Source organism: Citrobacter sp. Ce104 (assembly GCF_030334595.1).
GTDB classification, from domain to species: Bacteria; Pseudomonadota; Gammaproteobacteria; order Enterobacterales; family Enterobacteriaceae; genus Citrobacter; species Citrobacter europaeus.
This window is the reverse complement of the sequence record NZ_JAOWDP010000069.1, coordinates 64,503-91,463: the sequence shown is the minus strand read 5'-3', so window position 1 is coordinate 91,463 and position 26,961 is coordinate 64,503. Positions and strand designations below refer to the sequence as shown.

General features: G+C 52.1%; 27 protein-coding genes. 11 read left to right on the top strand and 16 right to left on the bottom strand.

The genetic code is table 11. The features are described 5' to 3' along the window. Window positions 1-46 precede the first annotated feature (46 nt). Window positions 47-907 carry a fructosamine kinase family protein gene (locus OGW16_RS23205; protein ID WP_087053186.1) on the top strand — a complete coding sequence of 287 codons (861 nt, stop codon included), beginning with the start codon at window positions 47-49 and terminating at the stop codon, window positions 905-907. Window positions 908-960: 53 nt separating this feature from the next. Here OGW16_RS23205 and OGW16_RS23200 read toward each other — a convergent pair whose 3' ends face one another. Beyond that, window positions 961-1,497 (bottom strand): YniB family protein, encoded by a 537-nt coding sequence (locus OGW16_RS23200; RefSeq protein ID WP_043016599.1) that lies wholly within the window; start codon window positions 1,495-1,497, stop codon window positions 961-963. Between the two features lie 167 nt (window positions 1,498-1,664). On the opposite strand from OGW16_RS23200, the gene hxpB reads away from it, so the two are divergent. From hxpB to tcyP, 4 genes are all read left to right on the top strand, one after another. Then, entirely contained in the window at window positions 1,665-2,333 is a 669-nt protein-coding gene (hxpB, locus tag OGW16_RS23195) for a hexitol phosphatase HxpB (protein ID WP_043016600.1), read from the top strand. A 147-nt stretch (window positions 2,334-2,480) separates the two neighbouring features. After that, window positions 2,481-3,242, top strand: coding sequence for a 2-dehydro-3-deoxy-D-gluconate 5-dehydrogenase KduD (gene kduD, locus OGW16_RS23190; protein ID WP_043017928.1), 762 nt, complete (start codon window positions 2,481-2,483; stop codon window positions 3,240-3,242). An 83-nt stretch (window positions 3,243-3,325) separates the two neighbouring features. Beyond that, window positions 3,326-3,925: a metal-dependent hydrolase gene (locus OGW16_RS23185; RefSeq protein ID WP_087050648.1), complete on the top strand. Its 600-nt coding sequence runs from the start codon at window positions 3,326-3,328 to the stop codon at window positions 3,923-3,925. A gap of 135 nt (window positions 3,926-4,060) precedes the next feature. Then, entirely contained in the window at window positions 4,061-5,452 is a 1,392-nt protein-coding gene (gene tcyP, locus OGW16_RS23180; RefSeq protein ID WP_043016601.1) for a cystine/sulfocysteine:cation symporter, read from the top strand. A 63-nt stretch (window positions 5,453-5,515) separates the two neighbouring features. Here the strand turns inward: tcyP and cedA are convergent, their stop codons facing one another. Then, on the bottom strand, window positions 5,516-5,779 hold the full coding sequence (gene cedA, locus OGW16_RS23175; protein WP_072025560.1) for a cell division activator CedA: 264 nt from the start codon (window positions 5,777-5,779) through the stop codon (window positions 5,516-5,518). Between the two features lie 192 nt (window positions 5,780-5,971). On the opposite strand from cedA, the gene katE reads away from it, so the two are divergent. Further along, the gene (gene katE, locus OGW16_RS23170; RefSeq protein WP_221922463.1) at window positions 5,972-8,230 is read left to right on the top strand and encodes a catalase HPII; all 2,259 of its coding nucleotides are present in this window, start codon (window positions 5,972-5,974) and stop codon (window positions 8,228-8,230) included. A 35-nt stretch (window positions 8,231-8,265) separates the two neighbouring features. Here the strand turns inward: katE and chbG are convergent, their stop codons facing one another. From chbG to osmE, 7 genes are all read right to left on the bottom strand, one after another. Further along, on the bottom strand, window positions 8,266-9,024 hold the full coding sequence (gene chbG, locus OGW16_RS23165) for a chitin disaccharide deacetylase (RefSeq protein WP_172863099.1): 759 nt from the start codon (window positions 9,022-9,024) through the stop codon (window positions 8,266-8,268). Between the two features lie 12 nt (window positions 9,025-9,036). Then, a complete protein-coding gene (locus OGW16_RS23160) occupies window positions 9,037-10,392 on the bottom strand; it encodes a 6-phospho-beta-glucosidase (protein ID WP_100194466.1) in 1,356 nt (451 codons plus the stop codon). A gap of 124 nt (window positions 10,393-10,516) precedes the next feature. Continuing rightward, window positions 10,517-11,359, bottom strand: a complete 843-nt coding sequence (chbR, locus tag OGW16_RS23155) for a transcriptional regulator ChbR (RefSeq protein WP_087050652.1) — start codon at window positions 11,357-11,359, stop codon at window positions 10,517-10,519. Between the two features lie 10 nt (window positions 11,360-11,369). After that, window positions 11,370-11,717 (bottom strand): PTS N,N'-diacetylchitobiose transporter subunit IIA, encoded by a 348-nt coding sequence (gene chbA / locus OGW16_RS23150; RefSeq protein WP_003030618.1) that lies wholly within the window; start codon window positions 11,715-11,717, stop codon window positions 11,370-11,372. Between the two features lie 54 nt (window positions 11,718-11,771). Then, the gene (chbC, locus tag OGW16_RS23145; protein WP_043016606.1) at window positions 11,772-13,130 is read right to left on the bottom strand and encodes a PTS N,N'-diacetylchitobiose transporter subunit IIC; all 1,359 of its coding nucleotides are present in this window, start codon (window positions 13,128-13,130) and stop codon (window positions 11,772-11,774) included. Between the two features lie 87 nt (window positions 13,131-13,217). Next, window positions 13,218-13,538: a PTS N,N'-diacetylchitobiose transporter subunit IIB gene (gene chbB / locus OGW16_RS23140; protein ID WP_003030620.1), complete on the bottom strand. Its 321-nt coding sequence runs from the start codon at window positions 13,536-13,538 to the stop codon at window positions 13,218-13,220. Between the two features lie 298 nt (window positions 13,539-13,836). Next, window positions 13,837-14,178, bottom strand: coding sequence for an osmotically-inducible lipoprotein OsmE (osmE, locus tag OGW16_RS23135; protein ID WP_003030621.1), 342 nt, complete (start codon window positions 14,176-14,178; stop codon window positions 13,837-13,839). A gap of 335 nt (window positions 14,179-14,513) precedes the next feature. On the opposite strand from osmE, the gene nadE reads away from it, so the two are divergent. Together nadE and cho are read left to right on the top strand one after the other, a co-directional pair. After that, window positions 14,514-15,344 (top strand): NAD(+) synthase, encoded by an 831-nt coding sequence (gene nadE / locus OGW16_RS23130; RefSeq protein WP_075146061.1) that lies wholly within the window; start codon window positions 14,514-14,516, stop codon window positions 15,342-15,344. Between the two features lie 132 nt (window positions 15,345-15,476). Continuing rightward, complete coding sequence (cho, locus tag OGW16_RS23125) at window positions 15,477-16,364, top strand: excinuclease Cho (RefSeq protein WP_219921269.1); 888 nt, start codon at window positions 15,477-15,479, stop codon at window positions 16,362-16,364. On the opposite strand, the gene ves is transcribed toward cho, so the two are convergent. From ves to astC, 7 genes are all read right to left on the bottom strand, one after another. Next, window positions 16,324-16,899: an environmental stress-induced protein Ves gene (gene ves, locus OGW16_RS23120; protein WP_003030626.1), complete on the bottom strand. Its 576-nt coding sequence runs from the start codon at window positions 16,897-16,899 to the stop codon at window positions 16,324-16,326. The genes cho and ves overlap by 41 nt on opposite strands. Before the next feature lie 347 nt (window positions 16,900-17,246). Next, window positions 17,247-17,732, bottom strand: a complete 486-nt coding sequence (gene spy / locus OGW16_RS23115; RefSeq protein WP_286519029.1) for an ATP-independent periplasmic protein-refolding chaperone Spy — start codon at window positions 17,730-17,732, stop codon at window positions 17,247-17,249. Between the two features lie 348 nt (window positions 17,733-18,080). Further along, entirely contained in the window at window positions 18,081-19,046 is a 966-nt protein-coding gene (gene astE, locus OGW16_RS23110) for a succinylglutamate desuccinylase (protein ID WP_087053181.1), read from the bottom strand. Continuing rightward, on the bottom strand, window positions 19,039-20,382 hold the full coding sequence (gene astB / locus OGW16_RS23105) for an N-succinylarginine dihydrolase (protein WP_100194467.1): 1,344 nt from the start codon (window positions 20,380-20,382) through the stop codon (window positions 19,039-19,041). Before astB ends, astE begins: the two co-directional genes overlap by 8 nt. Further along, window positions 20,379-21,857 (bottom strand): succinylglutamate-semialdehyde dehydrogenase, encoded by a 1,479-nt coding sequence (gene astD / locus OGW16_RS23100; protein ID WP_181231348.1) that lies wholly within the window; start codon window positions 21,855-21,857, stop codon window positions 20,379-20,381. The genes astB and astD overlap by 4 nt, the downstream gene beginning before the upstream one ends. Next, on the bottom strand, window positions 21,854-22,888 hold the full coding sequence (astA, locus tag OGW16_RS23095; protein WP_043016613.1) for an arginine N-succinyltransferase: 1,035 nt from the start codon (window positions 22,886-22,888) through the stop codon (window positions 21,854-21,856). The genes astD and astA overlap by 4 nt, the downstream gene beginning before the upstream one ends. Further along, window positions 22,885-24,105 (bottom strand): succinylornithine/acetylornithine transaminase, encoded by a 1,221-nt coding sequence (gene astC, locus OGW16_RS23090; RefSeq protein ID WP_047411738.1) that lies wholly within the window; start codon window positions 24,103-24,105, stop codon window positions 22,885-22,887. Before astC ends, astA begins: the two co-directional genes overlap by 4 nt. Before the next feature lie 444 nt (window positions 24,106-24,549). Between astC and xthA the strand changes: the two genes are divergently transcribed. The 3 genes from xthA to OGW16_RS23075 all read left to right on the top strand — a co-directional run bounded on the left by xthA (window position 24,550) and on the right by OGW16_RS23075 (window position 26,943). Then, on the top strand, window positions 24,550-25,356 hold the full coding sequence (gene xthA, locus OGW16_RS23085) for an exodeoxyribonuclease III (RefSeq protein ID WP_043016615.1): 807 nt from the start codon (window positions 24,550-24,552) through the stop codon (window positions 25,354-25,356). Between the two features lie 223 nt (window positions 25,357-25,579). Further along, entirely contained in the window at window positions 25,580-26,245 is a 666-nt protein-coding gene (locus OGW16_RS23080) for a TVP38/TMEM64 family protein (RefSeq protein ID WP_170928009.1), read from the top strand. Next, a complete protein-coding gene (locus tag OGW16_RS23075; protein WP_075146054.1) occupies window positions 26,233-26,943 on the top strand; it encodes a TVP38/TMEM64 family protein in 711 nt (236 codons plus the stop codon). Before OGW16_RS23080 ends, OGW16_RS23075 begins: the two co-directional genes overlap by 13 nt. Window positions 26,944-26,961: the final 18 nt, after the last annotated feature.

Genomic DNA, 26,961 nt, shown 5'->3' with positions numbered 1-26,961 from the left:
CTTGCGCTAACCTTATGATCTGGCAGACAACATGGGGAGAGACATCATGTGGCAGGCTATCAGTCGTCTTTTAAGCGAGCAACTAGGTGAAGGCGAAATCGAACTGCGTAACGAACTGCCCGGCGGAGAGATCCACGCCGCATGGCATTTACGCTATGCGGGGCGCGATTTTTTCGTCAAATGCGATGAAAGAGAGCTGTTAACCGGCTTTACGGCGGAAGCCGATCAGTTGGAGCTACTTTCTCGCAGTCAAACCGTATCTGTACCGAAAGTCTGGGCGGTAGGCGCAGACAGAGATTACAGCTTTCTGGTGATGGATTTCCTTCCTCCCCGTCCGCTTGATGCGCACAACGCTTTTATCCTCGGCCAACAGCTGGCGCATTTGCATGAATGGAGCGATCAGCCGCAGTTTGGGCTCGACTTCGATAATGCGCTCTCTACCACGCCTCAGCCCAACGCCTGGCAACGTCGCTGGTCAACCTTTTTTGCCGAGCAGCGTATTGGCTGGCAGTTGGAACTCGCCGCTGAAAAAGGCATTGCGTTTGGCAATATAGACGCCATTGTCGAGCATGTTCAGCAGCGTCTCTCTTCCCATCAACCGCAGCCGTCTCTTCTGCACGGTGATTTGTGGTCCGGGAACTGCGCTCTCGGTCCAAACGGTCCGTACATCTTTGACCCTGCCTGCTACTGGGGGGACAGAGAGTGTGACCTGGCCATGCTGCCGTTGCATACCGACCAGCCGCCGCAAATCTATGACGGCTATCAGTCTGTTTCGCCGCTACCATTAGATTTTCTCGACAGGCAGCCTGTCTACCAGCTCTATACGCTGCTGAATCGGGCAATTTTGTTCGGGGGGCAGCATCTGGTGGTCGCGCAGAAAGCGCTGGACAGGTTACTGGCGGCTTAGCCTGCTTATCAGGCCTGGCGTTTCACAACGCGGCAGGCCTGATAGACCTGCACTTACAAAAAGCCCAGCAATGAAAAGAAGAAGTAGCCGATCACGATAACAATCACCGGCAAAATATAGAGCGGGAAAATTTGCAAAAAAATCGTATGGTGCGGAACCACGATTCGCGACTCAAGTTGCGCGCGCGATAAACCTTCACTGCCTTTTGCCTGTTCCAGAATCAACTGGTCCTCAACGCCCTCGCGTAAAAAACGCGCCTGACGACTCATTCTGGCACCGGAGTCCTGCAACGCCAGACCGATAAAAATCAGAATGAAAATCAGCCAAAAGACGAGATTCAGTCCACTTTGAAAATCGGGCGTCGGCGAGTTATACCAAAACACGTTAAGAAAAGGTGTGTTCACCCGCATCATGTCGATCATCACATGGGCAAAATCGAGCATGACTGCGTTAATTCCTTCCTGCTTTTCGCTGTGCGCATACATAAACTTCAGTACTGAAACCAGCGTTGAAATCAGCGCGGGAATGAAAACCACCCATCCCACCAGCCTTTTCAAGATGGCAATGCGTCCAGCTTGTTGATACGTCATGAGTTCCCCTTGATTAAGACGTGTCATTTTGGCCTAAGTTTACCCGTTGATTACCGTTTTCGCCTGATCTTTAAAGGCGGTATACTGCCGAATTAGCCATAATGAACGCTCAGAGCCCGTTCTGGCTGGCTCTTAATCCCTTTTATCACCGTACAGGAGAGGTTGTGATGTCAACCCCGCGTCAGATTCTTGCTGCAATTTTCGATATGGATGGATTACTGGTCGATTCTGAACCGCTTTGGGATCAGGCTGAACTGGATGTGATAGCAAGTTTAGGCGTTGATATCTCCCGCCGCCATGAACTTCCCGATACCCTTGGTTTACGCATCGACATGGTGGTTGATTTGTGGTTTGCGCAGCAACCATGGAATGGTCCCTCACGTCAGGAAGTTACCGAGCGCATCATTACCCGGGCAATTGCGTTAGTAGAAGAAACAAAGCCGTTGCTGCCGGGCGTGCGTGAAGCCGTGGCGTTGTGCAAATCTCAGGGAATCAAAGTAGGACTGGCATCCGCCTCGCCGCTGCATATGCTGGAAAAAGTGCTGACCATGTTTGAGCTGCGCAGCAGCTTCGACGCACTGGCTTCTGCGGAAAAACTGCCCTACAGCAAACCGCACCCACAGGTTTATCTCGATTGCGCGGCGCTACTGGGTATCGATCCTTTAAACTGCGTAGCACTGGAAGACTCGGTAAACGGTATGATTGCTTCGAAAGCCGCCCGTATGCGTTCCGTCGTGGTGCCGGCGCATGAAAATCAGGACGATCCTCGCTTCGTTCTTGCCGACGTCAAACTGACCTCGCTCACCGAACTCACCGCCGCTCACCTGCGCGGCTAATCCTGTGACGGGCAATGTTCGGATTGCCCGCCTTCCCTGCTTTTTATTTTTTAAAACATCGTTTCATTTTCAATTGTATTTCTGTTTAACCTCTCCTATCCTTGCCCTACAGAGCAAGCGTTAATGGCATATATAGTTGAGGTAAACATGATTCAGGAAGCTTTTCGTCTCGAGGGTAAAATCGCTATCGTCACAGGATGTGATACCGGCCTTGGGCAAGGTATGGCAGCGGCGCTGGCGGAAGCGGGCTGCGATATCGTCGGCGTGAATCGTAAAATACCGCATGAAACCGCAGAGATAATTAACGGCCTTGGTCGGCGCTTTATGGCCATTCAGGCCGACCTCAGCCAACAGGATGCGCTCACCAACATTGTGACACAAGCGGTGGCGGCGTTTGGCCGGGTCGATATTCTGGTTAACAATGCGGGAACCATCCGCCGTCAGGATGCGCTGGACTTCAGCGAAAAGGATTGGGATGACGTGATGAACCTCAACCTTAAATCCGTTTTCTTTCTGTCACAGGCCGTGGCGCGCCAGTTTCTGGCTCAGGGCAACGGCGGAAAAATCATTAACATTGCCTCAATGCTCTCTTTTCAGGGCGGTATCCGCGTACCATCCTATACCGCATCAAAAAGCGGCGTGCTGGGTATCACCCGCCTGCTGGCTAATGAATGGGCGCCCCTGGGGATTAATGTTAATGCCATCGCTCCCGGCTATATGGCGACCAATAACACACAGCAGTTGCGCGAAGACAGTGAGCGTAATCAGGAGATTGTCGATCGTATTCCCGCCGGACGCTGGGGCACGCCAGATGACCTGAAAGGCCCGGTCGTTTTCCTCGCCAGTCCTGCCTCTGACTATATACATGGCTATACGCTGGCCGTGGATGGCGGTTGGCTGGCGCGGTAAAGGCGCACTTGTGACAAAGGGTTACAACGTCACCTCTTCCGCCTACTGTATAAAACCCCTATACTGTATGAATCGACAGTTTATTGGGTTTTATCATGACGGCGGAAGGTCACCTTCTTTTTTCTATTGCCTGTGCGGTATTTGCCAAGAATGCCGAGCTAACGCCCGTTCTTGCGCAGGGTGACTGGTGGCATATTGTTCCTTCAGCCATTTTAACGTGCCTGCTGCCGGATATCGATCATCCCAAATCCCTGCTGGGGCAGCGTCTGAAGTGGATATCAAAACCCATTGCCCGGGCATTTGGTCATCGCGGGTTTACGCATAGCCTGCTGGCAGTCTTTGCCCTGCTGGCCACGTTTTACCTGAAAGTCCCGGACACGTGGATAATACCGGCAGATGCCTTACAAGGTATGGTTCTTGGTTATCTCAGCCATATACTGGCCGATATGCTAACCCCGGCGGGCGTTCCTCTGCTTTGGCCATGCCGCTGGCGTTTTCGTCTGCCGATCCTCGTGCCGCAGAAAGGTAATCAACTGGAGCGGTTTCTGTGCATGGCGCTGTTCGCGTGGGCAATCTGGATGCCGCAGACCGTACAAGAGAACAGTGCGGTGCGCTGGTCATCACAGATGATAAATACGCTGCAAATGCAGTTTAATCGTTTTATAACGCACCAGGTTGACTAATTAATCAGCCAAAAAGTCATTTTTGGCATAAACAATTCCATTTGAATATAAGAGGCAAGTCACAGTTCTGCTAATCTTGCGCCAACAGAATCACCTTTAAACGGTGATACGCATAATAAGATCAGGAGAACGGGGATGAACTTTCCATTAATCGCGAACATTATCGTGTTCGTAGTGCTGCTGTTGCTGCTGGCGCAAGCCCGTCACAAACAGTGGAGTCTGGCAAAAAAAGTACTGGTCGGTCTGGTCATGGGTGTCGTGTTTGGCCTTGCCCTGCACACCATTTATGGCTCCGACAGCCAGGTTCTTAAAGATTCCGTACAGTGGTTCAACATTGTCGGCAACGGTTATGTCCAACTGCTGCAGATGATTGTCATGCCGCTGGTGTTTGCGTCTATTCTCAGCGCCGTCGCACGTCTGCACAACGCCTCTCAGTTAGGTAAAATCAGCTTCCTGACCATCGGCACCCTGCTGTTTACCACGCTGATTGCCGCGCTGGTAGGGGTTCTGGTGACCAACCTGTTCGGCCTGACCGCCGAAGGTCTGGTTCAAGGTGGCGCCGAAACTGCACGCCTGAATGCGATTGAAACCAACTACGTTGGCAAAGTGGCTGACCTCAGCGTTCCGCAACTGGTGTTATCCTTTATCCCGAAAAACCCGTTTGCCGACCTGACTGGTGCTAACCCGACGTCGATTATCAGCGTGGTTATCTTCGCTGCATTCCTGGGTGTTGCCGCGCTGAAGCTGCTGAAAGATGATGCACCAAAAGGCGAGCGCGTTCTGGTCGCTATCGATACCCTGCAAAGCTGGGTGATGAAGCTGGTTCGTCTGGTGATGCAATTGACTCCGTACGGCGTTCTGGCGCTGATGACCAAAGTGGTTGCAGGCTCCAACCTGCAGGACATCATCAAGCTGGGTAGCTTTGTCGTGGCCTCTTATCTCGGTCTGGGCATCATGTTCGTGGTTCACGGGATCCTGCTGGGTATTAACGGCGTTAGCCCGCTGAAATACTTCCGTAAGGTGTGGCCGGTACTGACTTTCGCCTTCACCAGCCGTTCCAGCGCAGCCTCAATTCCGTTGAACGTTGAAGCGCAAACCCGTCGTCTGGGCGTGCCTGAATCTATCGCCTCTTTCGCCGCCTCTTTTGGCGCCACGATTGGCCAGAACGGTTGTGCGGGCCTGTACCCGGCAATGCTGGCAGTAATGGTCGCGCCGACCGTCGGAATCAACCCGCTGGACCCAATGTGGATTGCCACGCTGGTCGGTATCGTGACCGTGAGTTCCGCAGGCGTTGCGGGTGTCGGTGGCGGAGCAACGTTTGCCGCGCTGATCGTCCTGCCTGCTATGGGTCTGCCGGTCACGCTGGTTGCGCTGCTGATCTCCGTTGAACCGCTGATCGATATGGGTCGTACCGCGCTGAACGTAAGCGGGTCTATGACTGCCGGTACGCTGACCAGTCAATGGCTGAAGCAGACCGATAAAACGATTCTGGACAGCGACGATAACGCCGAACTGGCGCATCGCTAAGCCGGTTAGTTGAAAAACAAAAAACCGCCGGAGTGTCATGCTCCGGCGGTTTTTTTATATCCATTAATCGCTCAGTTCATTTTCCTGACGAACCTGATTAGCCCAGCGTTGCGCTGATTCCGGGACCGTAAATGCAGGCGAACGTTGAAACGCCTCCCCCATTAAGACAAAAGCGACATATTTTCCGCGCAGTATCCATACGTCACGAAACGCATCCATTTTAACCGCATGCTCTGGTGGGGCTGGCTCCACGCGAGGAACATAGCTGATAACCGGACGATTTTGTTGGCGAAGAGGTTTCATAATCAGTTGCTTCACTAAAGACAAATTCTAAAAATCAGAAAACTGCTATCTTAGCCGATTTTGCCTCCTGACGTCCTGCCTTGCGTGCGCTGTTTGCCTGGTTCATCGCGCTTTACACCATCGGTCTGTTCCTGCGCCACTGAGTGAGTGGTCTATAGTTAAAGCTTTTGACGGCAACAACGACCCTTTAAGCGATGAAAGCAGGAGAAGAGTTTAATGTCACAGAATGATAAGCACCCACTCCATCACTCAGCGCCGGTTCATGATGCCAGCGAATCCCAGCCAGGACTTGACTCACTGGCGCCAACAGACGGTTCACATCGGCCAGCGCCTGAACCCACGCCTCCAGGCATGCAGCCCACTACGTCCGGCAGCTTAAAAGCGCCTGACGTCACAAGTGACAAACTCAACGCGCTGGAGAGTTTTCGCAAAGGAAGCGAGGATTTTGCCCTGACCACCAATCAGGGCGTGCGCATTGCGGACGATCAAAACTCTCTGCGCGCCGGAAACCGTGGGCCCACCCTGCTGGAAGACTTCATCCTGCGGGAAAAAATCACCCACTTTGATCACGAACGCATCCCTGAGCGGATCGTACATGCCCGAGGTTCTGCCGCTCACGGTTACTTTCAGCCCTATGCCAGCCTCAGCGCAACGACGAAAGCGGACTTTCTGAGTGATGAAAATAAAATCACACCGGTTTTTGTGCGTTTTTCTACGGTTCAGGGCGGCGCAGGCTCCGCGGATACAGTCAGAGATATTCGGGGGTTTGCGACCAAGTTTTACACTGAAGAGGGCATTTTCGATCTGGTGGGAAACAACACGCCTGTCTTCTTTATTCAGGATGCCCATAAATTCCCGGATTTCGTCCATGCGGTTAAACCGGAGCCGCATTGGGCAATCCCACAGGGCCAAAGCGCGCATGATACCTTTTGGGATTATGTCTCATTACAGCCGGAAACGTTGCACAACGTCATGTGGGCAATGTCCGACCGGGGTATCCCACGCAGCTATCGCATGATGGAAGGCTTTGGCATCCACACATTCCGGTTAATCAATGCGCAAGGGAAAGCCACCTTTGTCCGATTCCACTGGAAACCGCTGGCAGGCAAAGCGTCGCTGGTATGGGATGAAGCGCAAAAACTTACCGGTCGGGATCCCGATTTTCATCGTCGCGATCTGTGGGAAGCTATCGAAGCGGGCGATTATCCGGAATATGAACTGGGGCTACAGTTGATTCCCGAAGAAGACGAATTTAAGTTCGATTTTGACCTGCTCGATCCGACCAAGCTGATCCCGGAAGAGCTGGTTCCGGTGCAACGCGTCGGTAAAATGGTGCTGAACCGCAATCCGGATAATTTCTTTGCTGAAAATGAGCAAGTCGCGTTTCATCCCGGACACATCGTCCCCGGCATCGACTTTACCAACGATCCCCTGCTACAGGGCCGCTTGTTCTCCTATACCGATACCCAAATCAGTCGCCTTGGCGGGCCAAACTTCCATGAAATCCCGATCAATCGCCCAACCTGTCCGTACCATAATTTCCAGCGTGACGGCATGCATCGTATGGACATCGATACCAATCCTGCCAACTATGAACCGAACTCTATCAATGATAACTGGCCGCGCGAAACGCCGCCGGGACCAAAACGCGGTGGATTCGAGTCGTATCAGGAACGTATTGAAGGAAACAAAATCCGCGAACGCAGCCCCTCTTTTGGCGAATACTATGCGCAGCCTCGCCTGTTCTGGCTAAGTCAGACGCCAATTGAACAGCAGCATATTATCGGTGGATTCAGTTTTGAACTCAGTAAAGTTACGCGCCCCTATATTCGTGAAAGAGTGGTCGAACAGTTAGCTCATATTGATACGTCCCTCGCCAAAGCGGTTGCCGATAATCTCGGTTTTGAGCTAACCAAGGAACAGACCAACATTGCGCCGCCGCCCAACGTCAACGGTTTGAAAAATGCACCATCACTCAGTTTATATGCGGGTTCGCAGGGAGAGATTAAGGGCCGTGTGGTCGCCATCCTACTGAATGACCAGGTGAAATCGAGCGACCTGCTCGCCATCATGCAAGCCCTACAGGCTAAAGGCGTACATGCCAAATTGCTCTATTCCCGAATGGGTAATGTGGTTGCCGATGATGGTTCTGCCCTGACGATCGCCGGTACTTTTGCGGGTTCGCCATCCCTGACGGTCGATGCGGTTATCGTTCCGTGTGGCAATCTCGCGGATATCGTTACGAACGGTGATGCCCGATATTACTTACTCGAAGCGTATAAACACTTAAAACCTATCGCCCTGGCTGGCGATGCTCGTCAGTTTAAAGCAACGTTGAATATCAAAAATGAAGGAGAGGAAGGCGTGGTTGAAGCGGACAGTGCAAACGCACAGTTTATGGATACCCTGCTGACGCTGATGACCGCGCACCGCGTCTGGTCACGCGCCGGAAAAATAGACACGATTCCTGCCTAAAAAATGCGGCGCATTAAGCGCCGCAAACTCAGGAATTACACGTTCAGAAAACTGCCAAGACGATAACCGCGCTCCGCAATAGCATATTTCAGTGACGAAGACGTCAGCACGTCGAGCTCAGTTAAGCGGGGGTAACAGTAGGCACTTTGACGAATAATGTCATCGATAAAGGCCGGGTGACACATCACTTCCAGCGAGGACTCTCCCCGGTCTGCTGACGCGTCAAGCGTTTGCAAAAACAGGGCTTCAGAAATCGCCTCGCCGTAAAACTCGCTGCTGAATCCCTGGGAAGTCCGTAACGTCTGTGGAAAGTCAGACGCCTGGAATACCGCCTGACGATCGATCCGTAACGCAATCCCTTTTTGGGCAGCAAACCCGGCCACTATAGGGAAAATCTGCGGGAACATATGCACGTGGTGATGGCTATCCAGATGCGTCGGCTCCCGCCCAAACAGGTCAATAAAACGCTGATACTGCGCGGCCAGCTCCTGAGAAATTTCATCCAGCGGTAAGATGTCTTCTTCAGCCATCTGCCAGATCCATTTCCCCAGTAATCCGTCACGAGTAAGACCAGGCATTGCCGTCAACGGCCTGCCCAGTGTCAGAACAAAATGCATGCCGACGGCAAGTTCCGATATGTCGCGACTCAGCTGTACCGCATGGTCAATTGCCGCGCCGTTAACCAGTGCCGTCGTCGAGGTGACAACGCCATTGCGGCAGGCTTCAACAATGCCGTAGTTTTGTCCTTTGCTCAGGCCAAAATCATCCGCATTTACAATCAGTACGCGTTCCATAGCCGACCTCAGTTAGTGTTGTTCGCTTTTGAGTTTTTCAATACACCCGGCAAAGTTTGGCAGCCATTTTTCATGCGCCAGAATCAGCTCACGCGCCAGGATCTCGGCATCGCTGTCGGAGTGCACCAGCGGACTCAGGTTCAATGCCAGCAGCACATCATTCAGCTCGCCGCTCAACGCCGCATTGCTCGCCGCGACCTCGAAGCCTTTAATGGTATAGATAAGGCCGAGCACTTTCTCATCAAAATGGGTAATCCGTGGATGCGGTGTAGCCCCGTTACGTCCCAGCGTGCAGGTCATCTCTACCGCCCAGTCCGCAGGGATATTATCAACATGCCCATGGTGCGGAACGTTGACATAGTGCTCGGTCTGTTTGTCGTTGTAGATGGCGTTGATCACTTCGCAGGCCGCATCGGAGTAATAGGCTCCACCGCGCTGCTCCAGTTCTTTCGGCTTCACGTTCAGATCCGGGTTTTTGTAGAGATCAAACAGTTGTTTCTCCACTTTCTGTACCACCTGAGCGCGCGCGCCGCCCTTATAGTATTCACCCATTTCAATCGCCAGCATCTCTTTTGGCTTGAAGTAGTAGAGCAAATAAGAGCACGGCAGCAGTTTCAGCGAACGAATCAGTCCTTCACTAAACGGCAGGTCAAAGATGTTCTTCACGGTAGACGCTTTCAATTCGCCCGATGCGACGCCATCCAGCAGCTCATCAAAACGTGACACGCCGTTCACCAGTACGTCTTTAATAAAGACCATATGGTTGAGACCAAACAGATCGATGGATAAGTCGTCGCTCTCGTTAAGCGCCAGCACATCGCTAATGAACATTTTCATGCCGACAGGAATATTACACACGCCGATGAATTTCTTGAAATTCGTATGACGATAGACCGCTTCAGTCACCATCCCGGCCGGGTTAGTAAAGTTAATCACCCACGCATTCGGGCACAGTTCTTCCACATCTTTCACAATATCAAAGATAACCGGAATGGTACGCAAACCTTTGAACAACCCACCAGCGCCGTTAGTTTCCTGCCCCAGATAACCGTGACTCAGTGGAATGCGCTCATCCTTTTCACGGGCTTTTAGTTGCCCTACGCGCAGCTGGGTAGTAACGAAATCAGCATCTTTCAGCGCTTCACGGCGGTCCAGTGTTTTAAACAACTTCATCGGCACACCCGCTTTGTCGATCATTCGCTGGCAAAGGTCAAAAATAATGTCCAGTTTCTCTTTTCCACCGTCGACATCAACCAGCCACAACTCAGAAACCGGTAATTCATGATAGCGCTTAATAAAGCCTTCAAGTAATTCAGGGGTGTAGCTGCTCCCGCCACCGATAGTGACGACTTTTAATTTCTGGCTCATAATTTCTCCCTTCAGTGTCAAAACACTGACGTGTATTATGCTCAACCCGTTTGTCAGGTATAGCGTGGCTGTCCCGACGCTATTTTGGGCAAGCTATAAAAAATGGGTTATTGGCAAATAATATCTACTGATTAAATTCAGTTAATTTCTTACGATAGCTATTAGGTGTAAATGACGTCAGCTTTTTAAACGTTTTAATAAACAGGCTTGGACTACTGTAGCCAGACTCATAAGCAATATCCGTTACAGAGTAGTTAGTCATTTCCAGCTGTTTTTTAGCAAAGTTAATGCGGATTTCATTGATGATCTGCATCGGCGTTTTGCTGTAATAACGCTGGGTCGCGCGGGTCAGATACTCCTGGGATTTCGCGGACAGGTGTACCATATTTTCCAGCGCATTCTCGCTAAACTGCCGTTTGTCGTGCATGGTCTCGACGGTTATTTTGAGCCACTGCGGAATATCATCCAACACCTGCTCTTCGCGATGATGGCGTAACCGATTAATAATATAGAAGGTGACCACTTCTACAAATTCATCGAGTCCGCTCTCACGAAAGTTCAGTGATGCAATAACCGTTTCAATATAGGTAAGAAACGCGTTATTCGCGTGATAGACCTGCGATGCAACAAAACAAAATGGCAGCAGCGGGTGATAGTGCTGTTCAAAAAAACGTTTACTGATGCCGACGTTAAGGATCCTTGTTGCACCAAAATCATAAAAACTTTGGTGGTGCGATCCCAACGGGATAAAGACAAAGTCTCCACGTTCGAGCAGTACGCGTTTGCCGTTGATTTCCTGATAATAGCGCCCGGTTAACACCAGGGTGAATTCATAGTAGTCATGCTGATGCAGCCCGCTGATGCTCTCAGTTTTGTTATAGATGAACACATGGAAATTTTTGCCATTAAATAGCTGCTGCTCATAGACGGTCTTGATTTCCGGTGCGTTAATCTGTAGCTGCATTATGCACTCCTCGCTATTTCAGCTTTTCGTGAAGCTCAATCAGTTCAGTCACCAGCTCACGCGCCAGCATTGATGTCATCAGGTGGTCCTGCGCGTGGACCAGCACCAGGCTAACTTTCATTTTACCTTCGCCCTGATCGCCTTCAATCAGTTTCGTTTGCACGAGGTGCGCTTCGTTCAGCGCCAGGCGAGACTGGTCCATCATGGCCTTAGCCGACTCGAAATCACCTTGCTTGGCCATTTTGAGCGCGCCGTACGCCAGGCTACGTGCCTGACCAGAATTGATGATGAGGCCCATCACCACTTCTTCAAGTTCTTCTGCTTCTGACTGGGTGTCGACGATGTTTTCGATATCCAACATACTTTTTTCCTCTGGTTCAGTCCGGCATGACCGTGAAGCCATGCCGGATTAAATTTAGAATTTCAATGCGTTAGCGATATCTTCTTCGCTTTCTTCTTGATCAATAACGTTCTGCGCTTTATTGGCTACCACCACGAATGGCAGGTAAACCAGCGTTGCAATACCGAGGTTGAACAGCGCGACCAGCAGAGCAGCGACGCTACCGTTGGTGTTAAAGAACGCGCCCAAACCGGTTGGCATAGTCCACGGTGCAATGTTGGTAATCGGTGGAATAATGCCTGAGTAATAAGCTGCCAGCGTAATCGCCGCCAGAATCGGCTGAACCAGAATGAATGGGATAAACATCACCGGGTTCATGATGATCGGCAGACCGAACAGGATAGGTTCGTTAATCTGGAACAGACCTGATGGCAGCGCCAGTTTAGCAACCTGACGATAGTCAGGACGACGCGATGCCAGGAAGATAGCGATAATCAGACCCAGCGTTGCCCCGCTCCCTCCAAGGAAGATGTAGGAGTCGAGCATCGGTTTCGCCCAGACGTGGAACGTCTTACCGGCTTCCAGCGCGGCGTCTACGGAACCAAACTGTTGGTAGATGGAGATGTTTTCCAGCGCCCATGGCGTCATGATTCCGCTGTCCAGCGCGGTCAGCGCCAGAGAACCGTGAATTCCGAAGAACCACAGCAGTGGAACAAAAATCACGTAGGCCCAGCCCACCACGCTGCCCAATGACGCCAGCGGAGTTGAAATGGAATCCATGATGATCTGGTGGAAGTTCGTACCCCAGGTGTTCAACGCCCAGGCGATGATCCCCATAATGGAGAGGATAAGGAAGCCAGGAATCAGTGCAGAGAAAGAACGCGATACGGATGTCGGTACGCTATCAGGTAATTTAATAACCCAATTGCGACGGACCACAAAGGTAAACATTTCCGCGACCACGAGGCCGATAATAATACCGGAAATAATATTGGCACCGCCGAGCCAGTTTGCGCCAACGGCATAGGCTTCACCCACGCTATATGGCGTTACGGTCATAAACGCGGCGACGGATAACAGCCCGGCTGCCAGTGAGTCGACTTTGCGTTCTTCTGCCAGCGCCATGCCAATAAAGAACGGCGCCATCAAGGACATGATACCCAGCGTACCGTTATAGACGTTTCCACCAATGCCTTTCAAACTATTCAGCGTTTCAATAGTTGAGGCATCAAGTCGAATACCCATTGAATAAAAAAACGACCCCTCCCCAAAGCTCAGGAAAACGTTATTGATTAATACAAACATGGCCCCTGCGAGGGTTAACGGCATTAAACGAATAAAGCCGTTTTTGATTGCATTAACGTGTGGCTGCTTTCCAATTTTTACAGCAAAAGGAAGGAGTACCTTTTCAAGTGAAGCAATAGCGTTACTCATAGAAAAATACCCTTAAATACCGCAATTGATAATTACGGTGAATGTTAATGAAATAACTCTTTGACGGGAAAAATTAAAATAAAATAATTAATTTGCTGCGGCTTTTTTAATTGCTGCAACTGCAGCCTTAAGCACGCCTAAACCATCGACTTTGCCATACAGCAGCGAGTCAATCACTTCCACAGGCTTGTTGGGTAACAAGCGCTGAATTTCGGGCAACATATAAGCAATTTGTGGACCTAATAATACGACATCGGCCGCAGGACCTTTTTCTCCGGCCAGCGTCTCAGGAAACGCTTCAATAATAACCGGTACTTCGTATTTTTCGGCCTGAGCACGCATCTTCGAAACCAACAATGAAGTCGACATGCCCGCAGAACAAAACAGATAAATGTGTTTCTTTTCCATTAAAACGATCCTCATATGCGATTATCTGTCAACCAGACACTCCGCAAGCCATAACCTGCATCCATGCTCTGGGTAACTTGCGTCAGCTAAATTACTTTTTTAGGTGGCTGAAACGAGTATACGGGATTGCACCGATGGATGGTATTTCCTTGACCAACTAAATTGTCTCTCCTTGACCTGTCGTTATGACCACCCTCACATTTCGGGCAAATAATTCGCGGCAATAAATAAGATCGTGTGGCACAAAAAAACCGGCGCGATGGCCGGTTCTTCTGTGTGCTCAGGCAATAAACAGTTGTTACTTCTTCGCCGCCTGCGGGTCGGTGTCGTACTCTGCACAGGTCTGATAACCGGAGTTAATCACGTGTCCGGTGTCGTCCAGAGCAACAAAATAGGTTTCAGCTTTACCATCTCGTTGACCCAGGATGTAGGTCTGGCATGTCCCACGTGCATGGATCATACTGACTTCAGAAGAAGGTTTACCGGCGATCTGCGCCACCTGCGCCCGGCTCATCCCTTTCTTCACATCTTTCACCACGGGCTGAACAAATTGGTCTTTGGTACGGTCGTAGGCCGTACACCCTGCCAGCATAGTCAAAACAGCCGCTGCGCTCAGAATTCCTGTTAGATTCTTGTTCATATTCCGTCCTCTTTTATTTCAGCGTGTTATATAAGCCTGGAGCACAACAACGCATTTTTCAAGCAATCAGATGATACTTAGGTAGTTTCGGAAAATTCTATACCCTAAATAATTCGAGTTGCAGGAAGGTGGCAAGGGAGTGAATCCCCAGGAGCTTACTGAAGTAAGTGACCGGGGAGAACGAGCGCAGCCAACGCACATGCAACTTGAAGTATGACGGGTATATTAAAACAAAATCCTGCGATATCAGGCTCGGATCCCTTGTCGTTTGGGCCTCAACGCGTTAGCTTTAACACATCATTTTTTTGATCATTTTTATTTTAGGAGGGGGTTAAATGACTCTGCAGCAAGAGATAATTCAGGCGCTTGGCGCAAAACCGCACATCAATGCAGAAGAAGAAATTCGCCGCAGCGTGGATTTCCTGAAATCCTATCTGCAGGCCTACCCCTTTCTGAAATCGCTGGTGTTGGGAATTAGCGGCGGACAAGACTCGACGCTCGCTGGAAAACTGTGTCAAATGGCGATATCCGAGCTTCGCAACGAAACGGGGAATGACGCGTTGCAGTTTATTGCCGTGCGCCTACCGTATGGCGTTCAGGCCGATGAACAGGACTGTCAGGACGCCATCGCCTTCATTCAACCGGACCGCGTGCTCACTGTTAATATCAAGGGCGCGGTGCTGGCCAGCGAGCAGGCCCTGCGTGAGGCGGGTATTGAGCTGAGCGATTTTGTGCGTGGCAATGAAAAAGCCCGTGAGCGCATGAAGGCACAATACAGCATCGCCGGCATGACCAGCGGCGTTGTCGTGGGTACCGATCATGCAGCGGAAGCCATCACCGGATTTTTCACTAAATACGGCGATGGCGGCACCGACATTAACCCTCTATTCCGTCTGAACAAACGCCAGGGTAAACAGTTGCTTGCGGCGCTGGGCTGCCCGGAGCATTTATATAAGAAAGCGCCAACCGCCGATCTTGAAGACGATCGTCCTTCTCTGCCAGATGAAGCCGCTTTGGGCGTCACCTACGACAACATCGACGATTATCTGGAAGGAAAAGCACTGGCTGCCGACGTCGCGAAAAAGATTGAAGGCTGGTACGTAAAAACTGAGCACAAACGCCGTCCACCGATCACCGTGTTTGATGATTTCTGGAAAAAAGCGTAACCCTTTTCTCTTCATAATGCCGGATAGCGCCAGTATTGACGAAATCCGGCATTAGCCTGCTGACCTCATGCCGCTTTTTTAATCGCCTTCAAGCTGCTACACTGGATGAATAACCAGCATCCGGAGTCAACAGTGGTACAGCGTCAATCAGCCCCTCGCCTGTCATTTGAGGCAGCGGCAATCTATGAATATCCCGAACACCTGCGCCCATTTTTGAGTGAGCTTCCCACCGCGCCCGGCGTCTATCTGTTTCACAGTGATAGCGACACCATGCCGCTTTATATTGGTAAAAGCGTCAATATTCGCAGCCGCGTGCTGGCGCATTTACGTACCGCAGACGAAGCGGCCATGCTACGTCAGGCCAAACGCATTAGCTGGATTTGTACGGCCGGAGAAATTGGCGCCCTGCTGCTGGAAGCACGGCTTATCAAAGAACAGCAGCCGTTGTTTAACAAACGACTGCGACGCAATCGTCAACTTTGTGCCTTGCAGCTTACCGAGCGGACTGTTCAGGTTGTCTACGCACGAGATATTGATTTCTCCCACGCCCCCAATCTGTTTGGTCTGTTTGCTAATCGCCGCGCGGCGCTACAGACGCTGCAAAGTCTCGCCGATGAACAAAAGCTGTGCTACGGCCTGTTGGGTCTGGAACCCCTGAGTCGCGGGCGCGCCTGTTTTCGCTCCGCGCTTAAACGCTGTGCCGGAGCCTGCTGTGGGAAGGAAAGTCCTGAAGCGCATCATTTGCGTCTGGTAGAAGCACTGGAAAGAGTGCGCGTGATCTGCTGGCCATGGAGCAATGCCATTGCGCTGCAGGAAACCCGCGCTGAAATGACGCAGTACCATATCATCAATAACTGGCTGTGGCTGGGGGCCGTTTCTACGCTGGATGAAGCGGCAACACTGGCGCGTATGCCGGCCGGCTTTGACCATGATGGCTATAAAATTCTCTGCCGGCCTGTTCTGTCTGGTCAATTTGACATTATTGAACTGCGTCCGGAGAATGCCCCGGCATCCAGTTAATCTCACTAAACAGCAGTTTCCCCTCACGCTCCAGCAGTCGTAATGTGTGTTTACCGTCGTGCCAGCTTGCACCCTGATCGGCCGTCAACAGCTTATCGCCCAGTTGCCAGGCGCCGCTGATAACGAACACCACACCGCCGCGCGAACCAAAGGTCGTAAAGGTGCGATCGGCCACCCTGACTTTCGCCTGGCAGACATCCCGTCGGGTCATGATATTAAAATCCATCGACATCTGCCCTTCCGTCAGCTTCGCTTTTACCACCTTGTCACCGGCAAAGGTAAAAGGCTGATGCTGTTTCAGGGTATGAGTGAAGGTGTTCGACTCTTCCAGAGTCACTTCTCCGCCTTCCAGCAGGGTAATCACGCGTTCTACACCGGGAAAAAGAGAAAACTCACCGTTTGCTGCGATGGAGGCGATACTCGCCCGCCAGTGAAAATCTCGTGTTGCTGGCGGAAAACAGCAAATTTCACGCGTTTCTCCCGCACCATTTCGCCACAGATTGACCGGCATTTTGCGGATATCAAAGTATTCCATCATCCCTCCAGAAAGGCGCAGCACGGCAGCCCGCCATAACAGGCCGCCATAAATCATCATTGTTTTGTTCACCCTGCAGATTATTGTTATCGGCAGCAGAGTTGATTTGCCTTAGCGATGAACCCGGTGTTTTGCAAAAAAATTAGCGCCTTCCAGGTGGAATTTTCGCGGGCTTCAGGAGAATAACGCGTCACAAGCGCGGTGCAAGAGGCGGTAAAGAAAAAACCGCCGATCCTGCCCACCTCGTTAAACGTGTTGTGGACAAGAGCGGCGGTCTTGAGTTTGGTTTCACACTGCGCGGCAATCAGCACACACAGCGTGAATGATTTAGTGTAGACGCTGAACGATTACTCAGCAGCTTGCGGCATTTTACCTTTCTGCGCTGCACGTTCTGTCAGACGCTTCTCAAAATTGGCATTAAACTGCTTTTTCTGTTCCGGCGTCAGGATGTTGTAAATCTTGTTCTGGGTTTCCATATGCGCCAGCATATTGGCTTTGCGCTGTTCTTCCATCTTCGCAATTTGCGCTTCTGCTTTTGCTTTATCGAAGCTATCGCTGGCAATGATGTCGTGCATTGCGCGGCGCTCTTCCAGCGGTGGACGTTTCATCTGATCGCGCTGACCTTTCATGATTTCGCGAATCTGCTGTTTCTGTGCGTCGGTCAGGTTCAGGTCTTTGAACATCATGTCATGATGCGGGGCGAATTTGCCGTTGTGGTGCATCATCGGTTTGACATCCGCTGGCGCAGCTGTTGTCGTGTCAGCGGCGTGTGCCAGGTTAGCAGCGCCCAGCGCCAGGGTAGAGGCAACAAACAGAGCAGTCAGTTTACGCATAATTTCTATCCTTTCTTTCAGTTATTTTTACGACACTCATGCGACTCTTATGCAATGTGATGTCGTGTTGACGAGATTAACTTTACCGGCTTAAGCGTCAATTAATCAGAGCAACGGTAAAACAGTGAAAGTGTAAAAAACAAACTTTCATCAATTATGGAGAAAAAAAGAATTAATTGCGCAGAGTTGCAATGAAAAATTACAACAGGATGATTTTGAAGGGATTATGAAGAACTATACCTGAACCCTGATTATTAAGAAAGCAATTCACCAGGAATAATCTGTAATAAATAAAAACAGCACGCAAAATATGCCCTTAAGGATAAACCTGCAGGGCAAATATATTCGTCACAATTTTTCCAGCATCAATCCGGCACGTAAGCCACAGGCCACGTTAGGGTTCGGAAAGAGAACGTATTCAACATCATGGGTGACGATAAAACGTTCATCCCCGTCCTGCGCAAGCAAAGTCCCCTCTTTAAAAGGGGTAAAGTTGAGCGTCTGGTTATCCATATGGAGAATGAAATCATCACTACGCCGCGTAATTTGCGACACCACGCGGTAACGCAGCGGGGATGTTTCTCCGCAAGCCATTCGCTCGCCCCGCAGCAGCTTCGCCAGCGCATCTGACGTCTGCGAAAACTGGGCCAGATCGTTTTGTCCAAACGGTAGCGCTTTACCCAGCTCCAGCGTACAGGCCAGCGCGCCAAAATGTTCGGCGCTAAAATGGGTAAACGTGCCGCCAGGTGTCTGATGGAAAACCAGCGCCTCCAGCCCTGCATCACCCAGCCATCCCAGAAAATCTTCGTCCCAGGCAACGTTGCGTTGTGGCAACACGCCAAAGCGCAGATGCTGTGACCCGCGGATCGCGGTGTGCAGATCCAGATGCCAGCGTACTGGCTCTTTTGCCCGCGAATAGAAATCTTCCAGACACAGCTCAAGCTCGTGGGCGCGGTGCGTTTCTTCACTCGCGGCAAAAATCTGCCAACGACCGCCAAACATCCGGTTAAGGTCACTATGGCAATAACGTTTTCCCGCTGCCAGCGCCTGCGGGTTTCCCAGAATCACCAGCAGCCGCCATGTCAGTGCCAGCTCGCCGCTAAACAGCCTGGAAAGCAATGATTCGAGAATCTCTACCGGGGCCGTTTCATTGCCATGGATCCCCGCAGACAGCACCAGAGACTGTTCAACGGGTGCATTCGGCGTCAGTTCCAGAATCCCGCGCCCCACCCACTGCCAGGTAAAACCATGTGCTGTGCCCTGGATTTGCTCGGGGATTTTCCCGTTAAGCGTTTGGGTCAGAAAATTATCCATGACTGGTCCTCTCCTGCTGGAAAGGATACACAGAGCCGAGATTGAGCAATTGCGTCAGCGTATCCAGCGCTTCACGCCCCTCGCGCAACAGCTGCGGGTCGGCAAGATCCGCGGCGGTAAGACGATCGCGGTAGTAACGGTCAACCCAGTTATTCAACGTGTTAAACAGCGTGTCGTTCATGATAACCGCTGGGTTCACCACCTGCAGCTCTTGTGGGGTAAGCACCACTCTCAGGCGCAAACATGCCGGACCACCGCCGTTGGACATACTTTCGCGCAGGTCGAATACCCGCAGGTCATCGATCGGATTGTCTTCCTCAAGCAGACGGTTCAAATACCGCCACACGCCCGCATGCTCCCGACATTCCTGCGGCAGGACCAACATCATCGAACCGTCATCCCGGCTGAGTAACTGACTGTTAAACAGATAGGTAGTGACCGCATCCTGCACCGACACTTCCGCAGCCGGAACTTCCAGCGGAGTAAATCCAGCCACCTGGCTGCGTAACTGCTCTAACAACGCCTGCTGTCTGACAAATGCCTGTTGATGACAAAACAGCACCTGACGATTCGATACCGCAATCACATCGTTATGAAACACGCCGAGATCGATGACGTCCGGGTTTTGCTGGGCAAAAATGCGCTGATGCGGGTTAACCTGATTCAGTCGTGCGACCGCTTCGCTGGCCTCACGGGATTGCCTCGCCGGATAGCGCTTCGGCTGGGAGGCATTCCCTTCTTCACGACCGTAAACGAATAGCTGTACGCCAGGGTCACCGTAATCTCCACTGAGGCGGTTATGGTTTGCCGCCCCTTCATCACCGAAAAGCGCAACCTGAGGCAACGCGCCGTGGACCGCAAAGCTATGCTCATCACGGAAAATTGCCCGTAACAATGCTTCGGTAGTTGGCGCTTCCAGCGAACGGTGGAACTTATTATTCAGATTCGCCACTGTCAGATGTACTTTCCCGTCCAGCGAATCTGCCGAAGGGCAGACCGTTGCCGCGTTCGCCACCCACATAGGCGATGCGGAGCTGGCGCAGGAAAGCCAGTGAGGCGCCTGACGCGCCACCTTCTCCAGCACCTGTTCGTCACTGCCGTGAAACCCCAACTGACGCAATACCGGAATATAAGGCCGTTCGTGGGGAGGGATCACCGCCTGGGGAAATCCCGCATCCGCCAGCGCTTTCATCTTTAGCAGACCCTGTTTCGCCGCCAGACGCGGGTTCGACACCTGAAAACGATGTTTGGTTGAGGCCTCATTACCAAATGACAGCCCCGCATAATGGTGGGTCAGTCCCACCAGACCATCAAAATTTACCTCACGGGCTTTCATAGCTTGTCCTCGCGAGAAAAATCCAGTCCGGGGCTAAGCGCCGTTGGCAGCGTTAAGACAGGTGATTCCAGACTTGACATCGGCCAGGCGCAATAATCTGCGGCATACCACGCGCTCGCGCGATGGTTCCCGGACGCGCCAACCCCGCCAAACGGCGCTGTGCTCGCCGCGCCAGTTAACGGCTTATTCCAGTTGACGATCCCAGCCCGCGCCTCCAGCAGCAATTGGTCAAACTGGCTGCGATCGGGTGACACCAGGCCGCATGACAGCCCAAAACGGGTGTTGTTCGCCATACGAATTGCATCATCAAAGCTGTCATAACGCCAGACGCCGAGCAGCGGACCAAAAACCTCTTCATCAGGTACGTTTCCTGCCCCGGTCAGTTCGATAATACCAGGGGCCAGCAGTGACGTTCCGGCTTTCACCAGACGTGGCGCCAGCAGCGTACGGCCACCCAACGACTCCAGGCGCTGCCAGGCATCATAGACGTGCTGCGCAGCCTGTTCGGAAATCAGTCCGCCAAGAAACGGCTGCGGTTGTGCATCCCAGTTGCCGGGCATTAAACGCTGGCTGACCTCCACCAGACGCGCCAGGAACGCATCCCCCTGCGCGCCTTTTTTAACTAACAGGCGGCGGGCGCAGGTACAACGCTGTCCGGCGGTAACAAACGCGGATTGAATCGTCAGATGCACCGCGGCATCAATATCTTGCGGATTCTCAATAATCAGCGGGTTGTTGCCCCCCATTTCCAGGGCAAGGATTTTTTCCGGCTGGCCGGATAGCTGTCGATGCAGTTGATAACCGGTATTGGCACTGCCGGTAAACAGCAGACCATCAAGATCTTCCTGCGCGCTCAGCGCCTGCCCCGTTTCGCGTCCGCCCTGCACCAGGTTCAGCACGCCCGGCGGCAATCCCGCCAGCTCCCACAGCTTTGTCACGGCTTCGCCGGTCCACGGCGTCAGCTCGCTGGGTTTGAAAATCAACGTATTGCCTGCCAGCAGTGCCGGAACAATATGACCATTGGGTAAATGGCCGGGGAAGTTATATGGGCCAAATACCGCCAGTACGCCGTGCGGGCGATGGCGCAACGTTGCCGCGCCATCCGGTAACTCGCTGTGCTGCTCTCCGGTACGGGCATGATAAGCTTTCACGGAGATAGCAATTTTATTGAACATCGCCGTCAGTTCAGTCGCGGCTTCCCAATGAGGTTTGCCGGTTTCCCGGGCGATAATCTGGGTCAGCTCGGCTTTATTGCTTTCCAGTAATGAAGCAAACTTTTCAACAATAGTCTGACGGGCGCTAAAGGGCTGTTTAGCCCAACCGGTAAAGGCTGCGCGCGCGGCCCGACACGCCTGTGCTACCTGAGTTGCATCGGCATCATTGCCCTGCCACAGCGCATCACCGCTTACCGGATTGGTTTTCACCCGACGCTCACCCTGCCCGGTCACCCAGTCGCCGTTTATCCATAATGTCATGCTGTTTTCTCCTCTGCACAAAGACGCACAAAACGTACATGGTCGCCCGCATGGCATTTCAGGGCGTCCAGTTGCGCCGCCGTCAGTACCAGACGCTGAGTATCCGGGTCGGCACGAACCAACATGACGCGGAAGTTTTGATAATTTTCATTGGCAACCAGACAAGCTGGATAATCGCCCGGCGCAGGCTGCCCTTCAGCCACCTCCACCAGTCGGCTTTTACGGATAGCCCGCACCCGGTCAATATCACATTCCAGGGTCGGCCCGCCGTCGAAAATATCGACATAGTTACGGTAGCGAAACCCTTCTTTCTCCAGCACCGCCCGAGCAGGAGCCGTTTGCGGATGTACCTGACCAATCACGCTTTGCGCTTCATCAGACAAGAAATGGGTATAAATCGGATGCTTAGGCATCAGTTCAGCAATGAATGCTTTTTGCCCGGTTCCGCAGAGAAAATCCGCCCGACTAAACTCCATCGAGAAAAATCGTTTGCCGAGGCTTTGCCAGAACGGAGAGTAGCCATGCTCATCGATCACGCCGCGCATCTCGGCCACGACTTTCTCATTGAATCGATCGCGAAAGGCCGCCATAAACATAAAACGCGACTTCGACAGCAAATAACCGTTGCCCTCTTTACGCCAGTCCGGATCGAGAAACAGAGTGCAAAGTTCGCTACTGCCCGTATGATCGTTACTCAGAAACAGCGTCGGCAGCGCGTTGTATACGTTCAGCTCTTTCGACGCGTGCACCAGAGTACCGACCCGGTAGTTGTACCAGGGGTCGTTAAGTCCCACCGCCACCTCGATGGCGCAAATCCCCGCCACGGTTCCGCTGGCGCTGTCTTCCAGCACAAAGACATATCCTTGCTCACTTTTTGGCAACTCACCGCGCCAGGTTTGTAGCGAACGTTCGATACGCGCCATTAGCGTAGCTTCATTCGCCGGTAGCGAAGTCAATCCGCCGCCGGTCTTACTGGCAAGCTGCATCAACGCAGTGATATCCGCGCGTTCAATGGGACGAATCACCATCATGATGAACCTCCTGCTTTAATGCGTTCGCAGGCCAGCGCAAAGCGATCCAGCCCGGTGGCGACCTCTTCTTCGCTGACGTTTAACGCAGGGGCAAAACGCACCACGTTAGCACCAGCAATCAGTACCATCACCCCGGCAACGGCCGCTTCTTGCGAGATAAGTTTCGCTTTCCCGGCAAATTCCGCGTTCAGCACGCAGCCGATCAGCAGTCCGAGTCCACGAATTTCACTAAACAGTCCAAAACGTTCGTTAATGGCGTTAATACGCTCCACAAACCAGTCGTGGCGCTGTTTCACTCCGTTGAGCACTTCCGGCGTGTTAACAATTTCCAGCAGTTTGCCCGCCACCGCCGTGGCCAGCGGGTTTCCGCCGTACGTTGTACCGTGCGTACCGACCGTCATCACGCTGGCACAATGCTCTGTCGCCAGCAGCGCGCCGATGGGAAAGCCACCGCCCAACGCTTTTGCTGTCGTCAGTAGATCCGGCGTAACGCCATAATGCATATAGGCATACAGTTCTCCGGTACGGCCAACGCCGGTCTGAACTTCATCAAATATCAGCAGTGCATTATGGCGATCGCATAATTCACGCAGCCCCTGTAAAAAGGCATTCGTTGCCGGCACCACGCCGCCTTCACCCTGCACCGGCTCCACGATAACCGCGCAGGTGGTGTCATCAATCAGTTGGCTGGCAGAGTCGAGATCGTTGTATACGGCATGACGGATATCCGGCGGCAGCGGTGCGAAATCCTGTGAATAGGCAGGCTGTCCTCCGGCGCTGACGGTAAACAGCGTGCGGCCATGGAAAGCATTTTTAAACGCTACAATGCCGCTCTTCTGGCTGCCAAAACGATCGTGAGCATATTTACGCGCCAGTTTTAGTGCCGCTTCATTGGCCTCTGCGCCAGAGTTACAGAAGAAAATGCGCTCGGCGAAGGTGGCGTCAATTAACTTTTTCGCCAGACGCAGCACCGGCTCGTTGGTGTAGCCATTTCCCGTATGCCAGAATTTGCTCGCCTGGTCGTTTAATGCATCGCGCAATGCCGGATGGGCGTGACCCAGCGCGTTAACCGCAATGCCTCCCGCGAAATCGATATACTCTTTGCCCTGCTGGTCCCACAGACGTGAACCTTCACCACGCACCGGAATAAAAGGGGCCGGAGCGTATACGGGCATCATCCATTCATCAAAATTTTCACGCGTAATTGACAGAGACATAGCGACCTCAACGGTAAATAAAAAGTTATCTGTATGTTAATAAATATAGTGTTTGCGGTGTAAATGTAGATTGCAGGGTTCGTGCCAGCCAGCGAAAAAAGTGCATAAACAGAGGTTGGTAACGGAATATCAACAGGTTACAACGTGGCGATATTCACTATATGTGCATATAAAGTGAATATGTTTGCGCATCCGGCGACTAAACAGAGGAAAAAACGCAGTTTTATTCAGTCGCCAAATATAATTCTGAAATTGTGATCGTATACGAAATTTATCGGAAATTATTGCCCTATTCCGACGCGCTTCGCGCCAAAACGGTGCAGTTTTTGCTCCATCGTTAACGCCATTAGCAATCATTGTTGGAATCAGGTGACAAGAAGCAGTCAGCCTGCGGAAATTCTGCTACCATCCTTGCACTATTCATCTTGCAAAGTGGCAGCGACTATGAAATTTGTCTCTTTTAATATCAACGGCCTGCGCGCCCGTCCCCATCAACTGGCAGCCATTGTCGAAAAACACCAACCGGATGTTATTGGCTTACAGGAGACAAAGGTCCACGACGATATGTTCCCTCTCGAAGAGGTAGCAAAGCTCGGTTACAACGTCTTTTATCATGGACAGAAAGGTCATTACGGCGTGGCGCTGTTAACGAAAGAAACGCCAATCGCGGTGCGTCGTGGCTTCCCGGGCGATGGCGAGGAAGCGCAGCGTCGTATCATCATGGCGGAAATTCCATCCCCTCTGGGCAGCATCACGGTGATCAACGGCTATTTCCCGCAGGGCGAAAGCCGTGACCATGAAACTAAATTCCCGGCCAAAGCCGCGTTTTATCAGAACCTACAAAACTATCTGGAGACAGAACTGAAACGCGACAATCCGGTGTTGATCATGGGCGATATGAATATCAGCCCTACCGACCTCGATATCGGCATCGGCGAAGAGAACCGTAAACGCTGGCTGCGGACCGGTAAATGTTCCTTCCTGCCGGAAGAGCGCGAGTGGATGGAGCGCCTGCTGGGCTGGGGTCTGGTAGATACCTATCGCCACGCTTATCCTGAAAAGAACGACCAGTTCTCGTGGTTTGATTACCGCTCAAAAGGCTTTGACGATAACCGTGGCCTGCGTATCGATCTTCTGCTGGCGAGCAACCCACTGGCGGAGCGCTGCGAAGAAACCGGCATCGACTATGAAATTCGCAGCATGGAAAAACCGTCCGATCATGCGCCTGTATGGGCTAAATTCCGCGTCTGACCTTCTGCGTCTTTTCACTCTCCGGGCCCGGCCTGGAGAGTCTGTTTATTCTGTGCAAAATCAATAAAGCGACGGTAATACATTGTTACGGCCGGGAATTTATTATATCTTCCCGCGCACTTTTCGCTGACGAAAATGCTGCATTGCACTCGGTTTTACAGGAGAACCCCCATGAAAAAGAAGTTCGCATAAAGCAGAATACCGGCTGCTGATTGTCGCGGTCCTGTTCTGCGTTCTGGCGGGAGTTTTCCATCATTATGGTCTGACCGACCTGATAACCAATTTCCATCATTTACGAGACGTCATCCGCCAAAGCGGTATGTTCGGCTATACGCTTTATATCCTGTTGTTTATTGTTGCTGCGCTGTGTCTGATCCCAGGCAGTATCCTGGTGATCGTCGGCGGGGTGCTATTTGGTCCCGTGACAGGAACGCTCATCTCGTTAGTGGCGGCAACCGTTGCCTCGGCGCTGTCGTTTTTGCTGGCTCGCTGGCTTGGTCGGGATCTACTGCAAAAATACGTTGGGCACACAGCGACGTTTCAGGCTATCGAAAAAGGCATTGCCCATAGCGGAGTAGACTTTCTGATCCTGACCCGGCTCGTGCCGCTGTTCCCCTATAACATTCAAAACTACGCTTATGGGCTGACGGCGATTCCGTTCTGGTCATTTACCGTGGTATCTGTGGTAACCACCTTGCCCGGCATCTTCATTTATACGCTGATGTCGCACGAACTGGCCAGCGAAGGGATTAGCTGGGCATTTATCGGTACGCTCAGCATTGCGGGGCTGGTGTTATTCGCCCTCGTTCAGGCCGCCAAAGCCTGGGCCAGGTATAAGCATATCGATCCATCGTCCCGTCATGAGTGCACGGGTAAATGTTCAAAATGAATACACCGCGGCTGACACGCTATTACCGGGTAAGCTTGCTTGCTCTGCTGCTGCTCGCGCTAATCGCATGGGCGTGGATACCAGGCGTGAGCGACTTTCTCCACGCCAGCCTGGCGGCGTTTGCTACGCTCGATCAGCATGCTGTTGAGAACTTCATTCGTTCTTACGGAACCCAGGCCGCGGTGGTGTCGTTCTTCCTGATGATCCTGCAGGCCATCGTCGCGCCCCTTCCTGCCTTTGTTATTACGTTTGCCAATGCCTCGCTATTTGGCGCATTTTGGGGCGGCGTACTGTCCTGGAGCAGCGCGATGGTGGGTGCGGCGCTGTGCTTTTTTATTGCCCGCGTTTTAGGTCGCGGCGCGGTGGAGAAACTGACCGGAAAAACGGTGCTAAACAGCATGGACGCTTTTTTCGAGCGCTATGGCAAGCACACAATTCTGATCTGTCGCCTGTTACCTTTTGTGCCCTTCGACCCGGTAAGTTATGCAGCAGGCCTGACCTCGATTCGCTTTCGCCATTTTTTCATCGCCACCGGCATCGGACAATTACCTGCCACTATCGTCTATTCGTGGGCGGGTAGCCTGTTAACCGGCGGCACATTTTGGTTTGTTACCGGCCTGTTCATTCTGTTCGCCCTGAGCGTAGTGATATCCGTGGCGAGAAGCCTTTATCTTGAGCATCAACGGAAAAAAACCTGAGACTTCCCCCATTTTTAG

Coding starts and splice junctions, on each gene's coding strand:
- chbA (WP_003030618.1), bottom strand. CDS start 11,717: ATGTTGGATATCGAAAACATCGTCGACACCCAGTCAGAAGCAGAAGAA.
- astA (WP_043016613.1), bottom strand. CDS start 22,888: ATGATGGTGATTCGTCCCATTGAACGCGCGGATATCACTGCGTTGATG.
- osmE (WP_003030621.1), bottom strand. CDS start 14,178: ATGAACAAGAATCTAACAGGAATTCTGAGCGCAGCGGCTGTTTTGACT.
- katE (WP_221922463.1), top strand. CDS start 5,972: ATGTCACAGAATGATAAGCACCCACTCCATCACTCAGCGCCGGTTCAT.
- chbB (WP_003030620.1), bottom strand. CDS start 13,538: ATGGAAAAGAAACACATTTATCTGTTTTGTTCTGCGGGCATGTCGACT.
- nadE (WP_075146061.1), top strand. CDS start 14,514: ATGACTCTGCAGCAAGAGATAATTCAGGCGCTTGGCGCAAAACCGCAC.
- astE (WP_087053181.1), bottom strand. CDS start 19,046: ATGGATAATTTTCTGACCCAAACGCTTAACGGGAAAATCCCCGAGCAA.
- hxpB (WP_043016600.1), top strand. CDS start 1,665: ATGTCAACCCCGCGTCAGATTCTTGCTGCAATTTTCGATATGGATGGA.
- kduD (WP_043017928.1), top strand. CDS start 2,481: ATGATTCAGGAAGCTTTTCGTCTCGAGGGTAAAATCGCTATCGTCACA.
- spy (WP_286519029.1), bottom strand. CDS start 17,732: ATGCGTAAACTGACTGCTCTGTTTGTTGCCTCTACCCTGGCGCTGGGC.
- tcyP (WP_043016601.1), top strand. CDS start 4,061: ATGAACTTTCCATTAATCGCGAACATTATCGTGTTCGTAGTGCTGCTG.
- chbG (WP_172863099.1), bottom strand. CDS start 9,024: ATGGAACGCGTACTGATTGTAAATGCGGATGATTTTGGCCTGAGCAAA.
- ves (WP_003030626.1), bottom strand. CDS start 16,899: ATGGAATACTTTGATATCCGCAAAATGCCGGTCAATCTGTGGCGAAAT.
- OGW16_RS23160 (WP_100194466.1), bottom strand. CDS start 10,392: ATGAGCCAGAAATTAAAAGTCGTCACTATCGGTGGCGGGAGCAGCTAC.
- astC (WP_047411738.1), bottom strand. CDS start 24,105: ATGTCTCTGTCAATTACGCGTGAAAATTTTGATGAATGGATGATGCCC.
- xthA (WP_043016615.1), top strand. CDS start 24,550: ATGAAATTTGTCTCTTTTAATATCAACGGCCTGCGCGCCCGTCCCCAT.
- OGW16_RS23075 (WP_075146054.1), top strand. CDS start 26,233: ATGTTCAAAATGAATACACCGCGGCTGACACGCTATTACCGGGTAAGC.
- astB (WP_100194467.1), bottom strand. CDS start 20,382: ATGAAAGCCCGTGAGGTAAATTTTGATGGTCTGGTGGGACTGACCCAC.
- OGW16_RS23205 (WP_087053186.1), top strand. CDS start 47: ATGTGGCAGGCTATCAGTCGTCTTTTAAGCGAGCAACTAGGTGAAGGC.
- astD (WP_181231348.1), bottom strand. CDS start 21,857: ATGACATTATGGATAAACGGCGACTGGGTGACCGGGCAGGGTGAGCGT.
- chbC (WP_043016606.1), bottom strand. CDS start 13,130: ATGAGTAACGCTATTGCTTCACTTGAAAAGGTACTCCTTCCTTTTGCT.
- OGW16_RS23200 (WP_043016599.1), bottom strand. CDS start 1,497: ATGACGTATCAACAAGCTGGACGCATTGCCATCTTGAAAAGGCTGGTG.